Consider the following 25,498-nt stretch of genomic DNA (forward strand, 5'->3'; position numbering starts at 1 on the left):
GGTCCGGCGGCGACCAAGGCAATTTTTTGAATAGAAAAAAGTGTAAGGAGGAGAAAATCGATCTTAGCCGTCGTGCACGGTTTCTCGAACGACCTCTTCGGCCGTCGTCAAACCTTGGAAGACGAACTGCCGTCCGTATTCGCTCAAAGTGATCATGCCGAACGATTGGGCCTTGCGACGCAAATCGTCCGTGGTCGCATTTTCCATGATCATGTCGCGGAGCGTATCGTTCATGATCATCAATTCAAACAGACCGATCCGGCCCTTGTACCCGGTGTTGTTGCAATTATCGCAGCCTTTACCGCGATAAAACTTGTGCTTGCGAGCATCCTCTTCGCTTACCCCCAACTCGGTCAACATCTCGAAAGGTGTCTCGGTTTCCTCACGGCACTTGGTGCATATTCGCCGAACAAGCCGCTGCGCTAAAATGGCTTCCACCGTCGCGGTGAGCAAGAAGGTGGGAATCCCCATGTCCTTCATCCGGGTGATGGTGCTCGGTGCGTCGTTCGTGTGAAGGGTGCTAAAGACCAAGTGCCCTGTCAGGGAGGCTTGAATGGCGATCTCGGCCGTCTCCAAATCCCGAATCTCCCCGACCAAGATAATGTCGGGATCCTGACGCAAAATCGCACGCAAACAGGACGCAAACGTAACACCGATGTCGTGGTCGATCGGAATCTGCACGATGCCATCGATGTCGTACTCCACCGGATCTTCCGTGGTGACCAACTTTTCGGTTACCTCGTTCATTTCCGACAAAGCGGAATAGAGTGTCGTCGTCTTGCCCGATCCGGTCGGCCCTGTCACCAAGACAATACCATTCGGACGGCGCATGACCGTTCGGAATGTATTCATGGTGTGCTCGTCCATCCCTACCTTGGTCAAGGACAAATTGACCACGGTACGGTCCAAGATCCGCATAACGACGCTCTCGCCAAACATCGTTGGCAATACCGAAACGCGCAAGTCGACCGGGTGACCACCGACCATCAACTCGATCCGACCGTCCTGCGGAAGACGGCGTTCGGCGATGTCCAAATTCGCCATAACTTTGATCCGTGTCGTAATGGCAAATGCCAAGTGCCTCGGAGGTGGAACCATCTCATAAAGAACCCCCTCCGCCTTAATCCGAATGCGAAACTCGTCTTCAAACGGCTCAAAGTGGATATCGCTCGCGTGATCCTTGATCGCCAATAGCAATACCAAGTTGAGCAGCTTGCGAACCGGAACACTATCCGCCAAGGCCTCGGCGCCGTCCAAGTCAAACTTCTCACCCTGCAGCATGCTCGCTTGCTGGAACAACTCTTCGTCGTTCGCCAACTCGGCCACGATCTTTTCGACGCTGAGAGACTCGGATGAGTAAAACCGCTCCAACGCGGCTCGGATCTCGCGCTCGGTGCAAACCATCATCTCGATGTCATACCCCAAGAACGTTCGCAGCTCGTCTTGAATGCTCAAGTTCTGGGGGTCACAAGTCGCCACGGAGAGCGTATGACCATCGAATCGGACCGGAATGACGCGGTAAAGTTGCGCCATGGTTTCCGACATGCGCTCCAACAATTCCTTCGGAACCGGCTGTTCGCTTAACGATACAACCTTCATGTTCATCTGCTCGCCAAGAGCCTGCGCCAACTGATCATCAGTGATCAAGGCCATGTCTTCCGCGATCTTGCCAAGCAACGCGCCGGGCTGCTGCTGCTGCTCCTCAAGCAGCAACTGCAACTGTTCGTCGGTGATGAAGCCCATATCGACAAAAATTTGTCCGATACGACGAGCTACCATGATGTTCGTTCCTGACTGCGTTGGAAATTGTTGATTCTATCGCTACCAGCTGCTGCGCTGTCCGCCGCAGGGCAATAGCGCCTGCTTGTTCTGCCTAAGCAATTTTTGGGTCTACTGGATCGTTAACTGCCTACCGGAGAGCTTAAAGCCCTGCCGTCTAGGGAGGGCGATGAAGCGGCGACTAATGACCGCCTCCCCCTCCTCCTCCGTGATCGAAATCCTCTCCTTCCGGCTCGTCGGCGATCCCCTTTCGGGCATTGACAATCCGCTTGGCCAAGTCGTCCGGGCGGTGCGCTTTGGCCAAGATATCCTCGATGACCACCTTGTTGTCCTTCCACAAATTGAACAACGCATCATCCATCAATTGCATACCGAACTTCGCTCCCGTTTGAATCGCGGAAGTGATCCGGAACGTCTTGTTCTCACGGATCAAGTTCGCGATGCCGTTGGTAACCACGAGCACCTCATACGCAGCACATCGGCCACCCCCAATCCGGGGAATCAGCGTCTGCGCGACCACCCCCAGCAAACTGGAAGATAACTGAGTTCGGATCTGGTCCTGCAAGTTCCCTGGGAAAGCATCGATGAGACGATTCACCGTCCCCTGCGCACTGTTGGTGTGCAACGTCCCGAACACGATGTGCCCCGTTTCCGCAGCCGAAATCGCAGCAGAAATCGTCTCCAAATCCCGCATCTCTCCAACGAGGATACAATCGGGATCCTGACGCAACGCCCGCCGAATAGCCTCGGAAAAACTCGGCACATCGACTCCCACTTCACGCTGGTTGATCGTCGACTTTTTGTGATCGTGATAGAACTCGATCGGGTCTTCGATGGTGATGATGTGGTGGTCGTGGGTCTCGTTGATGTAATTGATCAAACTGGCCAGTGTCGTGCTTTTCCCAGAACCTGTGGGACCGGTGACCAACACCAGCCCGCGGGGCCTCAGCACCATCTTGATAACCGCTTCCGGCAACCCCAACTGCTCCGGTGTCAGCTTGTCGTTCGGAATCTGACGCAGAACCATCGAAATGTTTCCGCGCTGCTTGAAGATCGAAACCCGGAAACGTGCTAACGTCCCGAATGCGAACCCAAAGTCGGCACTTCCGGATTCCTGCAATTCACGCTGGCATCGCTCCGGCGCAATACTCTTCATCAACTGCACCGTGTCGTCCGCCTCAAGAACCTTTGTTTCAAGCTTTCGCATTCGGCCGTGCAAACGAAAAACCGGAGGCTGTCCAACGACGATGTGAATGTCGCTAGCCCCCTGCTTGACCGCCGCTTGAAGAAGTTTGTCGATGAGAACTGTTGCCATACATGTTCCGAGAAGAGAGCGTAATGAAGCCCTGCCAGCCGCAGGAAAACCGATGCAACCCTCATCTCCCACACCGGGGCGGAAAATCCATGGAAGACGGGAGCTTGAAAATCGAAGGAATTGGAAAAGCAAATCTTGGAAAAGGAGCCTCCCAACAAGTTCTGGGTGGGCAGATCTATCCTACTTGTTTGCTGGCAAAAAGCGAAGTTTTCCCTAGGAAAAGAGGGGGAGAGTAGGGAAATTCGAACCGTTGCGCACTAGCAGGATGCGGCGTGCGCTGGGCTGAATGCTCAAGGCAGACTGGCTGAATGCCCAAGCCAGACATTGGGGGCAAATGGAGATACTGACGAACCTTTGCCTGACGACACCTCACATCATGCCCCTAAAGAGTGCCGACGCCCACCCGACACCCCCTCCCCGCAGCGTTCGCGATAGACGGCTGCTAGGTCAAAAACTCCTTCATCACCCTTTCGATGGCAATGTGCTCCTGCTCGGTTTTCTTCGCACATCGATAGACTTCGTCGAGCGTGGAAATCCCGTTGATCACTTTTCTTAATCCATCGCAATAAAGGGTGGTCATCCCTTGCAAGATCGCTTCGGTTCGAAGGTCCGCAGACGATTTAGCAGCAAACATGAATTCCCGGATCCGGCCGTTGACGACCATCAACTCGTAGATCCCAAGCCGGCCTCGGTACCCCTTCTTCTGGCAATAAGGGCACCCCTTCCCCTTCGAGAATTTGGCGATCTCCACAATCTCCTTAGGAAGGCCCGCTTCGGCCATGACCGCGTCGGACAGTCCCGCCTGGTAACGGCATCGCGTGCATATCTTCCGCACCAACCGCTGAGCCATGACCGCAATCACCGAGCTGGCCACCATGTAACCGGGCACTCCCATATCCGTCATGCGCGTCACAGCACTGGGCGCATCGTTCGTATGCAATGTACTGAATACCAAGTGTCCAGTAAGACTCGCCTGAATTCCCATCTGTGCGGTCTCTGTATCCCGCATTTCCCCGACGAGGATGATGTTGGGTGCTTGGCGGAGCATGGCTCGGATGATGCGGGCGAAGTCCAGTCCGATGTTGTGTCGAACTTCTACTTGGTTGATACCGGGCAAGTAGTACTCAACGGGGTCTTCGGCGGTGATAATCTTGCGGTCAGGGCGATTGAGCGCATTGAGTGCAGCGTAAAGGGTGGTCGTCTTGCCGGAGCCGGTCGGGCCGGTAACCAGAAAGATACCATTAGGCCGCTTAATGAGGCCGGTGAAGATTTTGAAGTCTCGATCGGCGAGACCAAGCTGTTTGACGCCGACCTTGATGTTGTCCTTATCCAGTAGACGCATAACTGCTGACTGGCCATGATTCGTCGGAATGATACTGACGCGCAGATCAAGTTCCTTTTCGCCGACGGTGATTTTGATCCGGCCGTCTTGGGGGCGGCGGCGTTCGGCAATATCCATTTTGGCAAGGATTTTGATCCGGGAGAGCAGGGCACCGAGCAGTCTGCGCGGGGGACTGTCCCGTTCGACCAGGACGCCGTCGATCCGGTAGCGGATTCGGACTCGGTCCTCGAAGGGCTCAACGTGGATGTCGGAAGCTCGCAATTGGACCGCTTCGGAAATCATGTAATGGACAAGTCGGACGACAGGAGCGGTTTCGTCTCCATCCCCTTCCTCGGCGGCGATTTTGTCTTCTTCGGTTTCGGTGAAGTCGATTTGGGTATCGGTGAACTCTTGCAACATCGAGTCAGCCGACTCCCCTTCGACCTGCCCGTAGTAGCGGTTGATCGCTTCGATGATTTGCTCTTGGGGCGCTAGAGCCGTTTCGACCTTTCGGTTCAGGATAAATCGAAGTTTTTCGATGGTTTCGATATCGAACGGGTCGGTCACGAGGACCTTAATGGTGTCGTCTTCCTCGGAAACCGGGATGATTTTGTTTTCCCGGGCGACCGATTCCGGGACAAGCTGGATGACGTGGTCAGGGATTCGGATGCTTTGCAAGTCGATGTATTCGAACTTGTGGAACTCTGCGAGCGCCTGCGTGACCTCTTCGCTGGACGCGTAACCCAAATTGATGAGGGCCTTGGCAGTCTGGGTGTCGTCCTTTTTGGCGAGCGCTTTCGCTTCGTTGAGTTGCTCGAGCGAAATCACTCCTCGAGTGAGGAGCAAATCGGTAAAGTCTCGCATCGGTTGGTCCATGGTGTCTCTTTGCTTGGGGCCGCGGGGATGAGGAAAAGAGGACGCAAAGGGAGGTTGATTTGCATTGCGCGTGAAATTCAAGTATATCGCACCACTCGGAACGATCACAAACATGTTTCGTCAAGTTCCACCTTAAAACCTTGCAAAACAGGACCACGATGACTTCTACCCCCTGGGCCCTTATCACCGGCGCGAGTTCTGGGATCGGGCAGACGATTGCGATCCGCCTCGCCCGCGCAGGCTTCCGTATCGTCGTAAACCATTTTCGCGATATTACCGGCGCGACCCGAACGCTGGAATCGGTGAAGGAGGTAGGCTCTGACGGAGTTGCGATCGATACCGATGTTGGATCCGGTGAAGAGGTCACGCGGATGTTTGAGAAATTCGACGATTTAGGCGGGGCCCTCCGCGTTCTGGTCAACAATGCAGGGGTCCAGACTTGGGCCGGACTGCTTGATCTTGCAGAATCCGACTTCGATCGGACTATACGCACGAATCTAAAGGGTACGTTTCTTTGTATGCAGCAAGCCGGACGGAGGATGCGAGACAGCGGAGGCGGCTCTATCATCAATATTGGCTCTGGTGCAAATCGCATCCCCTTTCCAAATTTATCCGACTATTGCGCGAGCAAGGGGGGGATTGAGATGTTGACCAAGTGCGCCGCAACCGAGTTCGGTCACTTCGGCGTCCGCGTAAATTGTGTCGCGCCGGGTGCGATCGAAAATGAGAGGACCAAAGCGGAGAATCCCGAATACGCCAGGACTTGGGGAAACATCACCCCACTGCGACGTTGCGGCACACAAGACGATGTCGCGGAGGCGGTATTCTACTTTGCCACCCATGCATCTCCTTTCATAACCGGCCAAACCTTGTACGTCGATGGTGGCCTATGGACTCGAAATCAATGGCCTTACGAATAACATCGACTCCCTTCGTGATCGCTCGTTGGGCTATCAGTATGGGACTGATTCTTTTCTGGGTTGGATCGTCTATCGGGCTTGGCGAGGAACCAATCGACGATGCGCCGCCTGACACCACGTCACGTCGACCACCCAAAGTATTGGCCGATGCGTACCATGCCCACACTTGGATGGACACACTCCCTGGCCCAGATGTAAACAATTATCATTTGCTTCATGGCCCTGCTCGAGCATTCTCTTCCTTGCGGCAGCAAGGCTGGGAGTGCGAAGCACAACTCGGGCCCTGGACCGATGACTCACTCCGTGATGTCGACGTCGTGTACATCAATTTGGTTTCGGCAGACCTACCTCCTTTTCGTCCAGAGGAGATTGATGTGATCGAGCGTTTTGTATCACGGGGAGGCGGCTTGTTCCTTATCGTCGACCACAGCAACTGCTACTATCACAATCACGTTCTCGGGAATTTGGCTGAACGATTCGACCTGAAACTGCACCAGGAGACGCTATGCGATCGGACACCGCATACCGCAGGAGAAGGGAATGCTTGGATTGTGCTTTCAGATATTCGCCCCCATCCAGCAACTAGATCGGTTCAGCACTTTGTCATGCTTTCAGGCGGGATCGTGGATACAAGGATGGGAGTCATTTACTCAAGCCCGGACTCTTGGGGGGACGCTGCGAGGATACCTCCATACGGTGAATCGAACGGGCCAGGTTTTTATGGAGACTTTCAAAAGCAGCCCGCCGAGGTTTCCGGACCGCATGCTGCAGTTGGCGCTAAAGAGTGGGGCAAGGGCCGTATTGTCGTCGTCGGGGATCAAAATGCCTTCGGTGCATTCGCATTCAACTACTTGGACAATCGGCAACTTTGGTTCTCCACCATGGAGTGGTTGGCAAGGCAGGAAGTTGTGAACTCCACAGCCGGGCAATTTCAAGGCGCTTTGCCAGGTTCTTCGCTCGTATGGTGTCGAGAAGCTGGATCTGGCTCGCCACTTCGTTTTGCGGATGGAGGAAAGAATGGGCTGTATCACTTTTATGCTTGGCTAAACAAGATCGCTGATGCACGAGGAACGCATCGCAACCTGAAAGAAGCCAAGATGCTATTTTTAGCCGATGAGCAAGTGTTTCAAAGCCGAGAAGCGACTCGCGAGATTCTCGAATACCTGCGGCAACCAGAACGAACGGTTGTTATTCTTGGCAAGACGCGTTCTAGTTCGGAACGGACCGTTGCACCTCCTTGGTTGGACTGGCGACCAATATCGCTACCAAGCCTCAATGAAAGGCTCGGTGCCCACCAAGCATGGGAGCATCCATCGGGTTCCAAGTTGGTATGGTTTCAGAGCGACAATTTCCTCAACACCAACTTTCCTGCACCGGAGATTCCGGTCCCACTCCTTTCTCAACCCATTGTCGAGTCCCTCATGAAATTCTTCGCCGAGCAAGGCATCGAGTGGGGACGAGATAGCAGTGCATCATCCAATTGGCTTGATGAACTGGACAGATAGGCTTCACCGGAGTCAAAGCGAAATGACCAAGATCAATGCCCTTTCATTCGGACGCACAGACAAGGGACGGGTACGGACGGAGAACCAGGACCATTTCTTTATCGCCGATCTTTCTCGATCGATGCGAGTGCAAACCAATTCGCTGGACATGGACCGCTATTCACGATTGCACGGTGGAGCATTAGGGCACTTGTTTCTTGTGGCCGATGGAATGGGTGGGCATCGTGGGGGGAGGGAGGCAAGCCAATTGGCGATTCAGTATTTTATCTCTTCTATTCTGAACAGTATGCGCTGGATCGTAAGGATCGAGCCGGGCGCTGAAGATCGATTTCTCGACGATCTCCAACGATTGCTTTCCAACGCGCACAAAACGTTGCAAACCTATTCAGCACAAGAGCAGGAGCTCAAGGGAATGGGGACAACGCTGACGATGAGCTATGTCTCATGGCCACGAATGATCGTGGTCCACGCCGGAGACACTCGATGCTATGTGTTGCGAAAAGGGGAATTAAAACTGATCACCCGCGATCATACTGTTGCAAATCAATTGATCCGATCAGGGCAGCTTTCTCCGGAAGCAGAAGATCGATCTCCCTGGGCTAACGTGCTCGTCAACGCTTTAGGAGCAGGTGCGTCAGATGTCACGGCGGACATCTACAAGGTCGACTTGGAAATCGGAGATCGACTGATGATGTGTAGCGATGGGTTGAACAAGCACATAAAGGAGGACGAGATCCGAGAGATCCTCATGCAACAGACATCGGCTGAGGACGCCGCGAACATGCTCGTCTATCGCGCGATCGAAGAGGGAGGTGCTGACAACGTCACGGTTATCGTTTCCGATTTCGTTGGGGAATCAGAAGAGAATCGCATGCCCGTCTGGTTATCGTCACGCACTGCGGAGCGATCGTTATTCGAAGCCCCAGTACCGGAAGAAGAGCAAGACACGAATGCGGACGAGCCGCTCCCCAAAGAATCGTCTACTCAAACCAACGGTGCAGCCAGCAATAAATTTACCAGCGACGACACCCCGACTCTGGACTACTAACCCCCGCCTCGCGCCCCCCCCGCCGCCTGCACCGCTTCAAATATTCAAGATCAAACACTAGTGAGTGTCCCCAGCACTGGGGACACTCATCAGAATCTGGGGACACTCACCAGGGGTGGGGGTGGCCCCCCGGAGGAGGGGGGTGGGGGCGGGTTTTGAGGGGCGCTTGGGGGATTGGAGGCCGAAGAGGGGCGAAAAACGGGTTTTGGGGCCGTTTCTGGTCAGGCGGCGCGCAGCGAGAACCCTCGTGCGGGGGAGGTCCGCACGGAATGCTAAGAAGAAGGGGGATTGAGGGATGCTGATTCCGGTCAACGTCGACGGCAAGCGGCAAATTGCGTCGCTGGAAGCGTCGACAACCCGCCTGCGGACTGAATGACCTGCCGCTAGGTACGACCTTGGTATTGCGGACAGTAATACTGCCGCTTCGTAACGAGCGTCCTGGCTTCCTTCATGCTACGCACTCCGCCGGCCGCTAAAGAGAACATCCGGCTGAACTGGGTCGTGTAATCGATCCAGCGCGCTGGATCCATGTTCAACCTCTCTAACACCGGGGGTACCTCCTCCGGTGTGAAGCCTTTCTTCCCTTCCTTGATGATCCGGGCGGTTGCATCCAACAGCTGGATGTAGCTCATCGAAGATAGGGGAACCACTCCCTTGTCACTGCACCGCTTCTGCGTCTTGCTCGGCTTGCTCCCCGCACTCCCTTTCTCATCCACCAGCTCGATCGGCGCTAAGTACGCGTCGGGCAGCCGACGCTGCCACAAGACTGGATCTTCGCCTGACGAGCTGGATTGCTGGGACCCTCCCTCCTGCAAAGCCTCCGGTGGCGGAACCTCCGTTCCTAGCACTTGCGTGAGCGCGGCGATCCGCTTGGCTACCGACGTGTGCTGGGAGCCCTCCAGCGTCTTGGTAACCTGGGCTCGGATGGGATTCAAATCGACATAGCTCATGCAGCCCAAGATGGCCTCGTCATCGAGCAACCTCATCGACTTGAACCGGCCATTGAAGAACCGGCCGGTCTCTTGGAGCTCCATATTGGCTCGCTTGGCCACCCGCTGGCAAAGGATGCGCATCCACCACGAGATATCGCTGAGCCGGAGCCGGATCTCTTTGACCTTCTCTGGCTTGGTGCGGATGGCGTCAAGCTCCTTCTGGTTCGGCTCCGCCGGACTCTTGTCTTTGTTCTTTCTCTTGGGACACATCAACATCCAGCGCCTGGCGACTTCGGTGTCGTCCCACTCTTGGACTATGTCGGGGCGGGAGCGCAAGACCGAGTGGAAGTGATTGCTCATGATGGCATGACCTAAGACGTCGATGCCAAAGTACTGGGCCTGTTCCTCGATTTGCTTGGTAATCCAGAGACAGCGATGGCTGTAATCTTTGCGGGTCAGAGCATCATCGCCGAGCAAGTAGTACTTGCGAACAATGGTGGCGATGGTGTGGACGGTCGCGACTTCATCGGGACGGTAGATATCGGCGCGGGCGGTGCGCATGATCTGAATTCCTTGGGCGAAAGGGAAAACATCGGCAAAACAAGGGGCGATTCATTCGGATTGCCGTGCACGATCCTGTGCGAGCGATCTATTGGAGCGTCTCGAGATCCCACCTACAAGAGTGGGGAAGAGGTGCCAGCAGGAAATTTTTCGGAACCAAAAACTGGGGACACTCAAGCGTATTGGGGACACTCACCAGGACGGGGGGCTTTTCGATCGGTGATTTGTTTCGATTGGGCGTCTTGGGGGCGTCTTACCACTCTATCTAGGCAGCGGGTTGGGACGATGGAGATTGCAGGCTTTTTTTGGCTTCCTGCCATGAACGGGGGAGGCTGTCGATCGCGAAAGTGTTGGACATGTATTCCGCTAGCGGAAGCTCCCTACTTAACTTCTTGTGCTTCTTCTCTTTCTGAAACCAAGAGGTGACGAGACCGAGTGTGTCTTCCGGATCTTGGACATAGGTTCCTAGCTCTGGTTGTGGCTGGCGACAATTGTCGAGCTTTCGCAATGTTGAACTCCACTCCTTACTCGTGGTCGGAGGAATCAGAGATGCAACGACTCCTCCTTCACGTATCACGTACCAAACCGCTCGAGATTGCTTCGGATAGACCGCATAAATTGTTGGATTCGATTCTCGCGCGCGCTGGAACTGTTTCAAGCGATTCGTTAGCCAACGAATGATGCGCAGGTCTTCGCGCAATCTCGCAGCGTATTCAAAATGAAGTCCTGCGGCGGCTTTTTCCATCGCATATTGAATCTTGGACTCCATCTCCGATTCACCCGTTCGAAGAAACGCCACGGCTGCCGCAACCCCTTCGTCGTATCCGGATTTGCTGCAGACCGGCAAACAAGGAGCAAGACAGTTTCCAAGCTCATGGCGTACGCAACCCGCTCGATGCTCTAAATCAAACAATGAAAGCTGGTTTGAAAAGTGCATCGGTGTTTTATGGCTACAGTCTCGCAATCGATATGTTCGTGTCAAAATCTCGATGGCACGCGACAAATGGGTTACTCCACTCAAGGGACCAAGCGAGCATTTGGCGGCTGGGTCATGATATCGAGAAAGGTAGAACGCTTCGGCTGGCCCTTTGCCAAGACAGAGATATGCCTGGCGTTGTCGATTCGGCATACCCACAACATTGAAACGCGGTTGCCACCGTCGAATCAAACACTGCTCGCGCAACAAAGCAGCGAATTCGCTTGGTTGGGACTCCCAGACTATCTTGTAAGCTGCTTGCGCGATCCGCCCCGACTTGTCCTCGTCGTTATTGGGCAAGTAGTAGCTCATCAAGCGATTGCGCAACGCTTTCGATTTGCCAATATAAATTAGACGCCCCGTCGCATCCAACATTCCATAAACCCCTGGGGAACGGGGAACCCCAGCCGCAATGGCTCGCTTCATATGAGCAAGCCTATCCTCGTGGGGAATGCGATCGCAAGATATTTCCGAGGGAAGCTGTATCCAGCATAGACGAGGACGCTCAAACGGAAGGAACGGATCCTCTCCAAAATCTTCAAAACGTTCTATCCATACAGCATCCATGCGATTGTCCTCCGCGTCGCATTATCGCACGCGGACATTCACCGATCAAGATTCCGGCGAGGACTGCGAGAACGGAATCCACTCGATATCAACACGCGAAAGTATGCGAGGGACGAGCTGCCAAGTTTCTTTGGTCGGCATCCAAAGCTTATCGATCAACTCTTCGACGTCGATCTGGTCTCCGATGGCGACGACATAGCTGGCTATTCGTCGTTCCGTCAAATGGACGCGACTTATCTTTGCCAACTTTCCTTTGAGTTCGTCTGGCAATTGATACCAGATCATTTCGGAGACGAAGAGATGGAGATGGACCGATTCACCGTAGTCAGCTAGGAAGGGAATACAAGCATCGATTTTCGCATCGAGGCCGACGTGACTTTGGATGGCCGTCCCGCCCTGAGCCGAGTCGAAGGCAATAGGACCGGTAGATATCTCACCTGAGAATGCCATGGAGTTGGCTTCAGCCAGATCGAAATCGGACTCGCTCGATGAGGCAACTCCCCTCGATTGTGTCATGGTGTTAGGCGCTGCAGGTTGCGCCACTGCCGTCGCTTTCGCGGTAGGTATTGGTTGGTGAACATTGCTTCGTTTGATGATTTCTTTTTGGATATCCATTGTCAACGCCTCGAGCATGTCGGGGATCGAGGCAGCCTCACCGCTGCTTGAATGATTCGCAGCGACACCCACCATAGCCGCTTCGATCGCCTGGCACCCACACTCTTTCACCCAAATGCGAATGACGAGATCGGCGATCGATTCGCGACTAAGTCGGTGAATGGCGTCCGATTTACCGTGTTGGTTCTGCAATAGAAAGCTCTCAATGGAGTATCCAAAACGCCGCAAACAAAAGTCTTTTGAAAAGTTGAAGAACTCGGATTGCAAGTCCTTACTACACCGAGCCCAGACTTGCTGGATGCCTCGAAGTCTTTCGACGAATCGCAAAAGCATACAACCGCTGAGTTGATGGAAGATCGCTTCCATTTGGAACTTTCCTTCCAGATTCGTAACAGTAGAGTTGTCCTTTGCTTGCGATTCGCTTTGGTTCAACTCCACAAGTTTTGCTTCGAGCTTTTTTGCAACCGAGAATAATGAATGCGCATTGACTTGAAAGCGCTCTTCGAGGAGTTCTATGAGTTTGGGGAATATCGACCAATTCATTGGAACCGCGATCCATCGACTGGTGATCCATTCGAGAAGCCTTTCCCATCGGCATTCGAAGAGTTGTTGTGTCGCGATCGCCGCTTCCGAAAGATCCATGCCCAGCGGTTCCACCAGTCGCTTGAGATGAACGACATCATCGAGCACGCATGCACTTGGGCGATAACTAGACCGGAAGTCTTGAATCTGGTTTGCGATCTCGGATGGAAAAACGGAACGCATCACATCGCGCACCCAAGCTTGCGCATTCAAGTGGCAAACACGAAATGCATCCGTGATGAAGTACTCGATCTTTTCAAGCATTTTGGGGGACAGCAGCAAGCATTGCGGAGAATCAGCCGCAGCGACACCTTTATCCATCGCCGAAATCCAAGACATCAAACCATGGAGTACGGTGGTTGCACTTGCTTTTGCAGGCTGAATGCTAAACTCAATTGGCAAGGGTGTTACTTTTACTGTGCTCAGCCATGGCGAAGCATCCAGCTCACTTGGGACTACTGTTTCCTGCCTGTCAGGTTGCGAGGAATCATCGAACGGTTCTGCAATCTCGATATAGCGAACAACCTGCTCAATTACCTCCGCACTATCGGAAGGATCTCCCATCTTGCCGCCATAAAACAAACGGACACGATCAAACGGTGCTTTGCTTCTCGGGGCTGGAAGTAGTCCAGGCAGCTCAGGGTGAAGACCACCAGTTCGAAAGTAATGGTTGACTTCGAGCAGGCAAGCGATGGAAGATGCTGTTGCCAAATCACCTAATGCGGTCGGGCTTGGAGCCGCACAGGTCAGAAGCAGTTCGCATCGAATAGGAAGCTGCAACGACTCGGCGACTTGCTGGATCATAAAACCAAGTTCGCTTGCAATCGAACTTCCAGTTCCCCCCATAGTCGAGGCAACCAATTTCACTTGCACCGGGTTAGCTGGATGCGATTCGGCAGAAAGACCTTCTAACAAGAGAAATAGATGCTCAAAGACTTGAGGGGCATGATCGATCAGGGCCAGCATTCCCAGGGGCCTAACCCCCTCTGTCAGTTGCGATCGAGGGATGTTGTACAACCAACGGCGGCTTAGTTGAGGAAAGGTATTCGTCTCGTCCCGGTAGTAATGTGGACTTTTAAGTGGTGTGTGAAAGACTTGTCGATTCGACAGCGGATTGGAGTTGGACCGGTCCACCAATGGAATGAGTGTATTGACATCCGTGTCGAGGACAAATAGGAGGGCATGGTCTCCCGAGTCACTTGTGATATCGGAACTGCGTTGATGGAGCTCGGCGACTACTCCAGCGCCGATCCCTCCAGCACCGATCACAATCGTTTTCGATCGAACTCCGGCGACCGGTTGCGATCCCTCACCGGACGCGGACTGGGTTGATAGCCGGATGCGATGACGAGTGGGTGTGGAATGATCGACAGCCGCGGATGATTGCGAACGCGCGGAATTCTTGTTTGGGTTTTCTCGTGGACTCCAGCCTCGAACTCGTGCATTCCTATCTTTGCTTACTGCTTCAATATCTGATTGAACCGCCGTTTCAATCGCATGAATTAATTCGCAGCAATCTGAAAAGCGTTGATGGGGACGTTTGGATAGGGCCTTCGCGATCACGGGCCTCTCGGCAGGCGGAAGAGGCTCCAGAATGGGCGCTTTGTGCAAATGTTCGTTGGCGAGCTGAGCGGTTGTACGACCACGAAATGGAAGCGTACCGGTCAGCATTTCAAAATAGACAATGGCGAGCGAGTATTGATCGCTAAATCGACCTGGACGGCCATCGAACATTTCTGGCGCCGCGTAGGTCGGTGTCAACCCACCCATCATCGACTGCGTCATCGAGTGAAGGTCTTTCACCAGCCCAAAATCGGCGACTTTGATTCGGTCGGAAACCAAGAGCAAGTTTCCTGGTTTGACATCCAGGTGTTGCAGTTCATGTTTTTGGCAAAGGAAATCAAGTCCGTCGGCAGCATCGCGTAGGTAACTCAAAAGACGGTCACGCGCAATTCCAGCAAACCCTCTTTCCCGATACTCGACATAGCGATCAAACAACGATCCTTGAGCCAATTCGGTAACGATAAGGAGTTGCCCCTCAATGATTTCGATCCGCTCAAGCGAAAGGATGAACGGATGGTTGACTTGACGGATCCGTTGTAGGGACTTGAGTTCCGCAACAGCACGATCCTCATGGACCGCACCGTGCACAAACTTGATGGCTTTCTTCAACCCCCCCGGTGCATCGGCAGCCCAGACATCCCCGTATCCACCAGAGCCAATCTTCTTGGTCAATACATAGCCTGGAATCGGTTCGAATCCGGCTTGAATTCGCGTACCCACCGTACTCATGTTTTGCTCTTCTCAACGATTGTATCGGTCAGGATGGATTGATGTTTGAAGGCATCGGTGACTGCATCGGCAACGCACCCATGGTTCGTTGAGTCAAGGATGGTTGTGGAATTGGCGCAGAACGAAGGGAAGTAGGTGGCCCGCTGTTCGTCATCGCAGGCATCGCCGGAGGTCGCTGCTGCGCGGGCATCGACATTGGTGTTGCTCCCACGCCTTGCTGAGATGGCAACGAACGTTGGATGGCGACCGGCTGATTTCCGAAATAATTCTTGCAAGCAATTTCGAGAAAGTCGTTTCGCAATTCTATTCGCTCCTCTCGATATGCGCAAAGGCATTTGATCTGATACAACAGATCTCGCGGATGACATCGGCGCAGCGGCCTGTTCTGCCGACGATAAACTTTCATAATCAACTCCTCGATCGCTTGCGGTCGCCAAGCTATTTCAAACGACTCGCATGCGCGACGGAAGAGTTCTGTGAACTCCTCGGGTGATGGGTCTCCGATATGGATTTTGAACGGAACACGTCTCAGAAAGGCCTCGTCAACCAACGACTCTGGCTGGAGATTGGTGGAGAAAAGAATGATTTGCTCGAACGGAACACAGATCTTTTTTCCGGTCGGCAGGTTCAAGTAGTCATGGCGATTCTCGAGCGGGATGATCCAGCGGTTCAACAGCTCAGCGGGTTCCATGCGTTGACGACCAAAGTCATCGATCAACAAGCAACCGCAGTTGCTCTTCATCTGAATCGGGGCTTCGCACGTATTGCTTCGCGGATCATGGCGGATCTCCAAATTATCCATGGTAAGCTCTCCTCCGACGACCACTGTTGGTCGACGCACCCGCACCCATCGACGATCATGTTCTTGGTCGGTCATGATCCCCGATGCCCCGGCTAGTTGTTTGACCGGTTGATGATAGGCCGCATCAAAGAACTTGATGATGACTCCATCATCGATAATCGCATGTGGCACCCAGACTTCTTCACCGCGGCATGCAGCCAAGCACTTTGCCAATGTTGTCTTCCCGTTCCCAGGAGGTCCGTAAAGAAAAATGCCTGCATTGCTATTGATTGCCGGGCCAATGAAATCGAGCCAAGAGGTTTCAAAGGTTACATGGCCGAATGAAGCGATGAGTTGCTTCTTGGTGATCGGTTCAAACGTACTCGCCTGGGCTTCAACGCTCAATACATAGTCCAGCAAGGGAACAGGAGCCGGTCCGGTGTACGAGCAAACCGCTTGGTATTGCAACGCTCGCTTCTGCCCTGCTTCCGTGAGGCTGTAATAGAAGTCGTTGAGAGGGGCAGGGCGTGCGTGGGCTATCAGCTGCCGAACGCGAAGTTGCGCAAGGACTTGCTCGATAATACGGAATGGCAATCGGACGCGTTCGGTTATGCCTCGTCCAGTCAACGTACCGATGCCTAGGAAGACCTGAAGAATGATCGATTCGAGCACCATCTCCGAAATCCCACACTCTTCGATCGACTTCGGCTCATAGGGCCAGAATGCATCCTCATTGAGAACCGCAGGCAAGGCATTCTGAGCCAGGGAAGCAGTGTCAGGGGTCAGATTGGTGAGCATGCCGACGAAACCCATTCTCGCGTAATAACCGGTTTAAACCACGTAGGTGGTAAGCTCTTCGCTTTGGAATGCTCGCTCCATCGGCCAACGCTCCACACAACTTTGTAGGCTTCCCCAAAAACCGAAACGGTTGATAGAAAAGTCTGTCGAAAGATCCAATATTTCCGTTGCTGCGCCATTTTGTGGTTTAAAGTTCTTCGACGCGACCGGTCTACCCCCTGGTCGGAAGGATGCAACCGAAAATTCCGATGACGCCATGAGCTCTGATTCCTCTCTCTTAGCCAGATCGATGCCGAATAACTCGATCCGCAATTTTCGCGCGGACGGCACGACTGTATGGCTACTTGAGGCCGTCGGAAAGAACTTGAGCGATACGCTCACCGTGATTTATCCGATCCCATTTTCGATCGGACGCAAAGCAGGATGCAGTCTTCAGCTGCAGTCCAAAACGGTTTCCAGTCATCACGCGGATCTGACCATTCGGGACTCAGTCCTCTACGTCGTAGATCGCCAAAGCACCAATGGCACCTATGTAAACGGAAACCGCGTCACCGGAATGATCGCTCTGAAGGCGGACGATATTCTGCAATTCGCGGACGTGGCGTTTCGGGTCCGGTGCAATGACCATGCGACCTCGTCGAATACAGTCGCGGAAGATGTTTGCGACCAAGCGCTCGCGCTGGTGCAATTCGATCGCATGATGGAGAAGAGACTTGTCACTCCATTCTTTCAGCCGATCGTGCATGTCGATGGATCGGCCACTATTGGCTACGAAGTGCTTGCGAGGAGCCGCATGTTCGGCCTTGAAACAAGCGCCGCAATGTTCGGCGCTGCAGCCAAGCTCAACATGGAAGTAGAACTGAGTCAGATGCTACGATGGGAGGGAATTCGCGAGGGATTGACGCTACCCAAAGGGAGTCAGATATTCGTCAACACCCACCCACTCGAGCTTGGACGCGCCGATCTTCTGGAGTCGATGACCAATGTTCGCAACATGACACCAGATACACCTATCACCTTGGAAGTGCATGAGGCAGCGATTACCAATCCATCGCAAATGTTCGAACTGCGAAGCGCGTTGCGAGATTTGCAGATCCAGTTGGCATACGATGATTTTGGTGCGGGCCAAACCCGGTTGTCCGAACTCGGGAACGCAGCTCCCGACGTGATGAAGTTTGACATGGGGTTGATTCGCGATATCGATAAAGGCCCAGTCGATAGGATCAAAGTACTGAAGTCGCTAGTGCATGTCGTACTGGACCTCGGCGTCACGGCATTGGCCGAAGGGATCGAAACGGAAGCAGAGGCTCTCGTTTGCAAGGAGCTTGGCTTTCAATTGGCTCAAGGCTACTATTTCGGCCGACCAGCACCTCCGAATCGATTTATCGAGTCCCGCCTTTCCACGATCTGATTCAAACTCCGCAATCAATGCTTAGTCTCAAGCATTGAACATTCTCTATTCGCATCGCTCCTCCGAGAGAGCAATGGGAATACCGAGCTCCTGTTGTATCCAATCTTTGATCTGTTGCGATCGGTCATAGGATGCGCTCCGATCTTCCAACGTGATGAATAGACTGCAAAGTGGAAATCCAGCCCCCAGTTCCACGTCCGGAACGGGGATGTCGCCGAACCAATTAGTTTCCGTCTCAGAGAGCCTTCTCTGAAAACGTCTCTCCCACATCGCCTCGCTCGCTCGATGCGTTACTTTCCATGGTTTAGCTAGATACAGGATTTCTTTGCTCACCGGTGCAGCGCTTTGTAATCTCTCTCGACGGATGACGCGTTCCTGCTCTCCCCACGAAAGTGGATCGAGTTCGTTGCCGCAAATGTTGTTATGATGCCAAGCAATGGATCGTTCCCAGTTTCTCTCAATCAGCTCCATCCCGGCGCTCCACCGAGGATTGATTTCCAATAAGACCCAACGGTCGTCCGCTGTGCGTATGAAATCGGCATTCCAGACACCGAGCCAACCGGACTCCTGTGTCACGCATTTTGCAAAGTGGTCCAATCGCTCCCAGTCGCACGGAGACAAAACAATCGGCCCCGACGAACCCCGATAGATGAATTCGCTCCATGGATGTGGATGATGGGGTAACGAACGAACGCCCCCAAGCGTAATTGCTCCCTCTTCACCACTCAAAAACGATAACCCAAACCCTTGCCCTTCGATTCGCCGCTGCAAAATTAGACGACTGTTTGATCCGCCCGTGTCACTCTCTGCCTCGCAGTTCCGTCTCGCAATCGCTGGATCGAAGCGAGAAACTCCGATTCCTCCTGCTTGCGAATGGTCTTTCATCAGCCACGCATCGTCGAATCTCCCCTGAAGCCATGGTTGGTTTTGACCGTACGACTGCGACTCAAGAATTGAATGGGTTTCCGGGAACTCGATCCCGGATTGGACGGCCCATCGTGCCCAGGTCTCCCACGATCTCATACGTGAAAAGGGAGGGGAATTGCTGCCAGCCGTTATGGAGTGGGGAAGTTCGCGCAGTCGCTCGACTCCCCCTGCGAAGAACACCGATTCGAACTCACCTTCCGAACGCCAACCCGAGACGATCTCCATGAGCATGGGAAGGTTGTCGAGAGAATCCACATAGAAATAGCTTGCCGCCGTATCCAGGGTATCCCGATCGCCGCAACAGTCGATGACCCAGGGCTCCAACCCTGCGCGTCGAACGGACTGCGCAAGTGCGCGACAAGAAAACCCAAATACCAGGGCCCTCCCATTCACGAGGGGGCGAACTGTAGCCATTTTGACGTGGCTTTCGGCCTGCCGACGTTTAGAATGCTCGCCAGGGCTCATCCGCTTTTCACCTTCATCTTTCCAAAGTAAACATCGACATGGCAAAGAAAAAAACTACTGCGAAACCAGTCAAAACCAAGAGCAAGGGAACCGGTCGGATTATTTTGCGAACCGGTGAGGCACTCGTCGAAGCCGAACCAGCATGGTCTGCAGCCGAACCGGAAGTCATCATTGGAGAATTCGATGGTCCTGTTGGCTATGCGTTCGCCAGCTTAATCGGAAATCAAGTAAAGGGTCATACCAAAGTCTTCGCGATCCTCAATAGTGATGTGCAGGTGAAGCCCGCAACGATCATGGTCAGCAAGGTGACCGTCAACAATGAGAAGTACACCAACATCCTGATGGGGACCGTGCAAGCTGCGATCGCGCACGGAGTATTAGACGCGGTTCGAGCGGGTTCCATTCCGAAGAGTAAAGCGAACGATCTCGGAATCATCGTATCGGTTTGGCTGGACCCATCGATCGTCGACGTTGATTACGATCCGAAGCTCTTGTTCCAAACGAATCGCGAAGCAACAGCGAAAGCGATTGCGAAAGCCATGAACAACGAACCGTCGATCGATTGGCTCCTCAAGAATCAGGAGTCCGTCCCCCACTTCTTCCATCAACTCGCGCTTGATGGAAAGTTGTAATCCAATCGGTTCCTCGTTCGAAGTACGAATGTTGTCAATGGGCGGTTTGTATTGAACCGCTTACCGGGTCACGCGCGGGACCCTTTTCGGCCCCCTGTTCGCGTGGCTCGGAATCGGTTTCCCAAATGCCCTGCATTTGATCCTTCGTGAAAGCGATTTTTGCGTAGAACTGGTAGAGAAAAGGGACCATAAGCAGAACTAGTGCAGTGGAACCTAGCAAACCAAAGGCAAGACTCGTTGCCATCGGAATGAGGACTTGCGCTTGGAAGGATTTCTCTAGCAACATCGGCAGCAATCCGGCTACCGTCGTAACGCTCGTCAGAAAGACAGCGCGCAACCGACGGGAACCAGCCGTCATGAGTGCTTCCCGAACGGGCATGCCTCCTCGAACGCATTGATTGATGAAGTCCACGAGGACGATGGAATCGTTCACGACCACACCAGCCAACGTCACCATTCCGAACATACTAAAAAGCGTGAGCGGCAGGCCCATCAACGCATGACCATAAATAGCGCCTACCATACCAAATGGAACAATGGCGAGAATGATAAGAGGCTGAAGATACGAATTGAATTCAAAAACCAGCAGTAGGAACATACAGGCCATTGCTAAGATAAACCCGATCGCAAGACTACCGAAAGACTCGGCCGTTTCCTGTTGTTGACCTTCCCAACGAAACCGCAAGGAGGGGTATTGCTGCAGAAGTTTCGGCATCATGTTGTCTTGGAGTGATTTTGCAACCACCGCCGCGTTGGCTACCGCGGTATCCACCTCGGCGCTTACTGTGATCGATCGCATTTGATCCAGTCGATTGATCTCTGAGTAGCCTCGCGTTTTAACAATCTTGGCAACTTCGGTAATCGGCCTTTCGATTCCATCGGCACCTCGAATTCGCAGTTCCTGCAGATCCGCGAGCGAGCGGCGTTGCTCTGGTGGATATCGCACCATCAATTTGACTTCGTGTCTCTCTCGCTGCAGACGCATCACCTCGGCGCCGTAGTACGCGCTGCGAACGGTTTCTGATAGATCGGCAACGCTTATGCCGAGAGACTGCGCCCGTTCGAGTACTGAGAACTGGAATTCAATTTTTCCTGGCGAAGAGTCATCACGAATGTCGTAGACTCCAGCGAAATTCCCAAGGGCTTGTTTCGCGGTTTCTACTGCAGCTTCCAATGCCACCACGTCTTTGCGGGGTGCGAGGATTTTGAATTCAAGCGGTTTTCCTCCGGGACCGATGTTGGCGGATTGAAAGGTCACTCGCTCAGCGCCCGGAAAGATCCCCGCTTTTTCACGCCAGCGTTGGATAAGTTCATCACTGGTGACGTTCCGATCGGTTGCATCGTGTATTTCTACTTGCACCTGCGCCACATGGGAACCGGATACTCGATCGCCTCCGCCGGGATCTCCGTTGGCGGCAGATCCGACTTGCAAGTAGGTCAGTTTCACGGGGCCTCTTGGAGCACTAGGATCAGAGGGAGGTGGGGTTTTACTGGTACCCTCGGTCTCTTCCCTGTCCGCAATCGACTCGCTTACATCGCGAATGGCCGTTTCCATTTGTCGAGCAGCTTCTCGTGTGATCGTTACCGGCGTGCCATCTGGATAGATGACTTGACCGATGATCGTCTTCCCATCGAGGGCAGGAAAGAACTCAAACGGGACCGCACCAGATCGAATCATTCCTGCAGCGAGCATCACCGCGGTGAAAGCCATGGCGATAGGGAGAGTTGGGTAGGTCAAACAGAGTCTGAGGAGAGGCCCGTAGAACTTTTCACCAAACCAGTCCAAGAATCGATTGGCCGGTCGTCCGATCCAGCGAAAGGCTCTCTCTATTTGATCGACCATGCGAGACCAGTAGGTCAAGATGCGTTGGACGGTCGTCTTGGGTTCACGGTGCTCGTGAGACAGGTGTCCCGGAAGGGCAAAGGAGGCTTCTGCAAGCGAAAACAGTAGCATAGCAATAATCGCTGCTGGCATGACGGCAATGAATTTGCCCATCACACCGGAAACATAGAAGAGCGGCATGAACGCGATGATGGTGGTCGCGACGCTGGAAAAGACACTTGGGAGCACCTCGATGGCACCATCAATAGCCGCCTGCAAGTTCGACTTGCCCATCATTCGATGCGCGAAAATGTTCTCACTGATGACGATTCCATCGTCCACGACAATTCCGACTGCCATCAAAAAAGCGAACATCGACAGCATGTTCAGCGTTGCGCCGGTGGAGTAGAGCACGATCCCCGCGCCCATGAGGCTCAATGGGATTCCCATTGCAACCCAAAAGGCAAGCCGCAAATCAAGGAAGACTGCTAAGAGAAGAAAGACGATGATCCCCCCCTGCAAGCCGTTCTCGCGAAGCATCCGAATGCGATCGCGTACATCGACACTTTCGTCCCCCCATGCCTTCAGTGCATACCCTTGGGGAGCCTCGCTTCTTGCAACGAATGCTGTAACTTCGTCCGATATATTCAGTAGATCTTCGTCGCTGGTGCGTGAAATCTCGATAGTGATCGCGGGCCTGCCGTTGATTTCACTGATGGCGGTGACATCATCGAATTCATCTCGCACTGTTCCGATATCACCGACCGTGAGAACGACTCCGTTGGGTTGAGTGATCACTGGGAGCTTCGCGATTTCCTGGCCGATATCCCGTTTGTTTTTCCCTCGAAGCAGGATTTCTTGGCCATCGCTTTTGATTTGGCCACTCGGCAGTTCGATATTCTCTCTTCGCAAAATTTCTGCGATGCGATCGAGTGTCAGTCCATAGCTGCGCAACGTCTCTTCGTCTATCTCGACGTCGATCTGATACGGTTTGATGTTTTGCAAGTTCGCTTGGGACACCGATGGAAGTTCGAGCAATCGCTCCCTCACGACTTCCGCGTAGTTCCTCAACCGTGTCTCTGCCGCGCTGGAACGATCATCCGGTCCGATGACCGCGACTCGAATGGCAGGGAGTCGAAAAGTAATCTGCTCAACCGTCGCCTTTTCACTCCGTTCGGGAAAGAAGACCGAGATGCGGTCGACGGCCGATCGGATTTCGGAAAGGATCTTTTGGGCGTCTTTCACATTGGGATCCAATTGCACCAATGTATACCCCGCTCCCTCGCGGCAAATACTGGTAAGTTTGTTGATCCCCGAGATCGATTGAACCGCCTCCTCCACCTTCTGCGAAATACCACTTTCTACTTCATCAGGAGTAGCCCCTGGATAGGGAACGGCGATCGATATGACCTCCAACTGAAACTCGGGAAACGTTTCCCGTCGCATCGAAAAGAAGCAAAAAAGTCCAGCCACCAAGATGATCGCTTTGAGAACATTCACACCCGCGAGATTGTTAACCGCCCAACGAATCGCATTTTGCATTACTTCGTCCCTCCATCCTGGAGATTCTTGCTCGGTACGCCTTGAGAGGTACCATCCTTCTTTTGGAATCGTGCGGTATCGGATCCATCTCCGATAAGTGTTGCCATCGGCGATACAACCGCGAGCACTCCTGGGGCAAGCGACGGAATCGACTCGGCTACCCAATACTCTTCCCCCTCGGGGCCAAGTGGGCGGACGGTTCGGATTACCTTTACCCCATTCACAACCTGAATGCGTCCTGGCTCCCATTCCGAAACGTTAATTTGGATCTCCTCCGACTTAGAAGGGAGACGGGCCTTCGACGAATCAACCGCATCGGCAGGCTTCGGTGCATTGTTTTGATTCTCTCGTTGAATCGTTTCCTTCGATTCGTCGCGAATCAACTCCGGGGAGGGTTGAAACGTGAGGACTTGGTTTCCAGGAAGCAATGCGAGCTTGGGGAGCAAAACGAATTCGCGAGTCGGTTTCGTATGGATTGCGAGATCGACGAACATTCCGTTAACTAGGGCTGGGAGTCCGCCGTTCGATTCTTCATCGATTTTTTCCTTGTTGCGATAGACTTCGCGAGGTTTATCGACCGTAACGCGGACGGGAACCGTACGACTTTTCGGATCGAGCCCAATTCCTTCGTATCGACTGAGGTGCCCTTCCCATGCGTACTCGATATCCTCGCGCCCGGGGACACGGTAGCTGACGGTGACAGGTGTTCGTGGCAGTTCGTAGCTGGAGGCTTGTATAACACTCGAGCCCGCTTTCCCAGTACCAGAGTCTTGGTCTAAGACGAGGAGTAATTGGTCGGTTCGCAGATTGCATGATACCTCGACCCGCTGGGTATCTTCGATCACGCAGAGTGTTGCACCTTTAGCGACGTAGGAATCTTCCTCGACCGATTCACTTACGATCACTCCGTCGATCGGGGACCGGATGCTGGTCCGCTCCAAGTTGACGACAGACTGGGCAAGTTGGGCGGCCGCCAACTTCTCGGCCAATTGAATTCGAATTCGTCGCGTCTCGAGAACTTGAAGTTGGTTCTGTATTGTGAGGCGTTGATTGGCGCTCGTAAGGCGAGTTCGGAGGGCTTGATCCAGTTCACTTGCGCTGACCAGGCCAGCAGGAAGGGACTCCAGTCGCTTGATTTCTTTTTCCTGTAACTCAACTTCTTCGTCGGCGAGTTCGAGAGACCGTTTGGCGTTGGAGACTTCTTGATCTAACTCTCGCTGTTGCGAGTATTCGCTATCTCGGAGCGCCTGAAGTCGTTGTACATCTAGTTCGAAGTCGGTGGCATCGAGTTGAAAGAGTACTTCTCCTTTCTTCACAAAGCGCCCCAGCCGGCAGTTGGCGCTCTTCGTTTTTATTTTCGAGCCGACTTCGGCGGCCAGTGTGATTCGTCGAAAGGGAACTACCGTACCGTTCAGGCTGATATCGAGCGATTTGTTTCCCGCGTAGGCTTCGACAGGAGCCACCGAAACAATTTGCAGCCTCCCCAGTCTGGACGCCGGGTCCATTCCATCCCTCCGAGCTTCTCTCGGTTCCTGCGTCCCCATAGAGACCAGGGCGCCAATCCCGATAGCAACAATGGCTGAGGGGAGTACCAACGCGTAAAAAAAAGTCCGAAGGGGGTTGGAAACTGGGCTCACAGATTTGAACTTCGCGATGAAAAGAATGGGGAGCCGACACGAAAAGGCCGTCTCGCAATCCATAACAGTGTATTTCCCTGTCCAGTTTGACGCCAACCGGATCGGGAGCGGCATTAAGACGCTACCGATTCAGCATAGGCTTCCAGGACTTTTGGGGGTGAAGTTTTCAAGAAAAGCATGTCGCGACCGGGGGG

General features: G+C 53.6%; 15 protein-coding genes. 5 read left to right on the forward strand and 10 right to left on the reverse strand.

What is annotated here, in order from left to right; genetic code table 11:
* Positions 1 to 63: 63 nt before the first annotated feature.
* From SH467x_RS00685 to SH467x_RS00695, 3 genes are all read right to left on the reverse strand, one after another.
* A complete protein-coding gene (locus tag SH467x_RS00685) occupies positions 64 to 1,779 on the reverse strand; it encodes a GspE/PulE family protein (protein WP_482369395.1) in 1,716 nt (571 codons plus the stop codon).
* Between the two features lie 181 nt (positions 1,780 to 1,960).
* The gene (locus tag SH467x_RS00690; protein ID WP_482369396.1) at positions 1,961 to 3,094 is read right to left on the reverse strand and encodes a type IV pilus twitching motility protein PilT; all 1,134 of its coding nucleotides are present in this window, start codon (positions 3,092 to 3,094) and stop codon (positions 1,961 to 1,963) included.
* Between the two features lie 442 nt (positions 3,095 to 3,536).
* Entirely contained in the window at positions 3,537 to 5,291 is a 1,755-nt protein-coding gene (locus tag SH467x_RS00695) for a GspE/PulE family protein (protein ID WP_482369397.1), read from the reverse strand.
* A gap of 158 nt (positions 5,292 to 5,449) precedes the next feature.
* Here SH467x_RS00695 and SH467x_RS00700 point away from each other — a divergent pair, with 158 nt between their 5' ends.
* Genes SH467x_RS00700 through SH467x_RS00710 form a run of 3 tightly spaced genes read left to right on the forward strand, consistent with a single transcriptional unit; the run spans position 5,450 to position 8,764 of the window.
* Positions 5,450 to 6,211 (forward strand): SDR family NAD(P)-dependent oxidoreductase, encoded by a 762-nt coding sequence (locus SH467x_RS00700; RefSeq protein ID WP_482369398.1) that lies wholly within the window; start codon positions 5,450 to 5,452, stop codon positions 6,209 to 6,211.
* Complete coding sequence (locus SH467x_RS00705; RefSeq protein ID WP_482369399.1) at positions 6,196 to 7,716, forward strand: hypothetical protein; 1,521 nt, start codon at positions 6,196 to 6,198, stop codon at positions 7,714 to 7,716. Before SH467x_RS00700 ends, SH467x_RS00705 begins: the two co-directional genes overlap by 16 nt.
* A 22-nt stretch (positions 7,717 to 7,738) precedes the next feature.
* Entirely contained in the window at positions 7,739 to 8,764 is a 1,026-nt protein-coding gene (locus SH467x_RS00710; protein ID WP_482369400.1) for a PP2C family protein-serine/threonine phosphatase, read from the forward strand.
* A 383-nt stretch (positions 8,765 to 9,147) separates the two neighbouring features.
* On the opposite strand, the gene SH467x_RS00715 is transcribed toward SH467x_RS00710, so the two are convergent.
* From SH467x_RS00715 to SH467x_RS00730, 4 genes are all read right to left on the reverse strand, one after another.
* Entirely contained in the window at positions 9,148 to 10,257 is a 1,110-nt protein-coding gene (locus tag SH467x_RS00715) for a transposase (RefSeq protein WP_482368902.1), read from the reverse strand.
* Positions 10,258 to 10,522: 265 nt separating this feature from the next.
* Entirely contained in the window at positions 10,523 to 11,659 is a 1,137-nt protein-coding gene (locus SH467x_RS00720) for a GIY-YIG nuclease family protein (protein WP_482369401.1), read from the reverse strand.
* Between the two features lie 186 nt (positions 11,660 to 11,845).
* A complete protein-coding gene (locus SH467x_RS00725) occupies positions 11,846 to 15,289 on the reverse strand; it encodes a serine/threonine protein kinase (RefSeq protein ID WP_482369402.1) in 3,444 nt (1,147 codons plus the stop codon).
* 28 nt (positions 15,290 to 15,317) lie between these two features.
* On the reverse strand, positions 15,318 to 16,868 hold the full coding sequence (locus tag SH467x_RS00730) for an AAA family ATPase (RefSeq protein ID WP_482369403.1): 1,551 nt from the start codon (positions 16,866 to 16,868) through the stop codon (positions 15,318 to 15,320).
* A 256-nt stretch (positions 16,869 to 17,124) separates the two neighbouring features.
* On the opposite strand from SH467x_RS00730, the gene SH467x_RS00735 reads away from it, so the two are divergent.
* Positions 17,125 to 18,279 carry an EAL domain-containing protein gene (locus SH467x_RS00735; protein ID WP_482369404.1) on the forward strand — a complete coding sequence of 385 codons (1,155 nt, stop codon included), beginning with the start codon at positions 17,125 to 17,127 and terminating at the stop codon, positions 18,277 to 18,279.
* Positions 18,280 to 18,324: 45 nt separating this feature from the next.
* On the opposite strand, the gene SH467x_RS00740 is transcribed toward SH467x_RS00735, so the two are convergent.
* On the reverse strand, positions 18,325 to 19,620 hold the full coding sequence (locus SH467x_RS00740; protein WP_482369405.1) for an ATP-grasp domain-containing protein: 1,296 nt from the start codon (positions 19,618 to 19,620) through the stop codon (positions 18,325 to 18,327).
* Between the two features lie 89 nt (positions 19,621 to 19,709).
* Here SH467x_RS00740 and fae point away from each other — a divergent pair, with 89 nt between their 5' ends.
* On the forward strand, positions 19,710 to 20,303 hold the full coding sequence (gene fae / locus SH467x_RS00745; protein WP_482369406.1) for a formaldehyde-activating enzyme: 594 nt from the start codon (positions 19,710 to 19,712) through the stop codon (positions 20,301 to 20,303).
* A gap of 34 nt (positions 20,304 to 20,337) precedes the next feature.
* Here the strand turns inward: fae and SH467x_RS00750 are convergent, their stop codons facing one another.
* Positions 20,338 to 23,667 carry an efflux RND transporter permease subunit gene (locus SH467x_RS00750; RefSeq protein ID WP_482369407.1) on the reverse strand — a complete coding sequence of 1,110 codons (3,330 nt, stop codon included), beginning with the start codon at positions 23,665 to 23,667 and terminating at the stop codon, positions 20,338 to 20,340.
* Positions 23,667 to 25,172: an efflux RND transporter periplasmic adaptor subunit gene (locus SH467x_RS00755; RefSeq protein ID WP_482369408.1), complete on the reverse strand. Its 1,506-nt coding sequence runs from the start codon at positions 25,170 to 25,172 to the stop codon at positions 23,667 to 23,669. The genes SH467x_RS00750 and SH467x_RS00755 overlap by 1 nt, the downstream gene beginning before the upstream one ends.
* Between the last annotated feature and the right edge of the window lie 326 nt (positions 25,173 to 25,498).

It is taken from the genome of Brakhagea slesvicensis (genome assembly GCF_052161625.1).
Classification (GTDB): Bacteria; Planctomycetota; Planctomycetia; order Pirellulales; family Pirellulaceae; genus JBKCUI01.

Coding starts and splice junctions, on each gene's coding strand:
- SH467x_RS00690 (WP_482369396.1), bottom strand. CDS start 3,094: ATGGCAACAGTTCTCATCGACAAACTTCTTCAAGCGGCGGTCAAGCAG.
- SH467x_RS00730 (WP_482369403.1), bottom strand. CDS start 16,868: ATGCTCACCAATCTGACCCCTGACACTGCTTCCCTGGCTCAGAATGCC.
- SH467x_RS00700 (WP_482369398.1), top strand. CDS start 5,450: ATGACTTCTACCCCCTGGGCCCTTATCACCGGCGCGAGTTCTGGGATC.
- SH467x_RS00685 (WP_482369395.1), bottom strand. CDS start 1,779: ATGGTAGCTCGTCGTATCGGACAAATTTTTGTCGATATGGGCTTCATC.
- SH467x_RS00720 (WP_482369401.1), bottom strand. CDS start 11,659: ATGAAGCGAGCCATTGCGGCTGGGGTTCCCCGTTCCCCAGGGGTTTAT.
- SH467x_RS00750 (WP_482369407.1), bottom strand. CDS start 23,667: ATGCAAAATGCGATTCGTTGGGCGGTTAACAATCTCGCGGGTGTGAAT.
- SH467x_RS00705 (WP_482369399.1), top strand. CDS start 6,196: ATGGCCTTACGAATAACATCGACTCCCTTCGTGATCGCTCGTTGGGCT.
- SH467x_RS00725 (WP_482369402.1), bottom strand. CDS start 15,289: ATGAGTACGGTGGGTACGCGAATTCAAGCCGGATTCGAACCGATTCCA.
- SH467x_RS00695 (WP_482369397.1), bottom strand. CDS start 5,291: ATGGACCAACCGATGCGAGACTTTACCGATTTGCTCCTCACTCGAGGA.
- SH467x_RS00715 (WP_482368902.1), bottom strand. CDS start 10,257: ATGCGCACCGCCCGCGCCGATATCTACCGTCCCGATGAAGTCGCGACC.
- SH467x_RS00740 (WP_482369405.1), bottom strand. CDS start 19,620: ATGGCTACAGTTCGCCCCCTCGTGAATGGGAGGGCCCTGGTATTTGGG.
- fae (WP_482369406.1), top strand. CDS start 19,710: ATGGCAAAGAAAAAAACTACTGCGAAACCAGTCAAAACCAAGAGCAAG.
- SH467x_RS00735 (WP_482369404.1), top strand. CDS start 17,125: ATGAGCTCTGATTCCTCTCTCTTAGCCAGATCGATGCCGAATAACTCG.
- SH467x_RS00755 (WP_482369408.1), bottom strand. CDS start 25,172: ATGGACCCGGCGTCCAGACTGGGGAGGCTGCAAATTGTTTCGGTGGCT.
- SH467x_RS00710 (WP_482369400.1), top strand. CDS start 7,739: ATGACCAAGATCAATGCCCTTTCATTCGGACGCACAGACAAGGGACGG.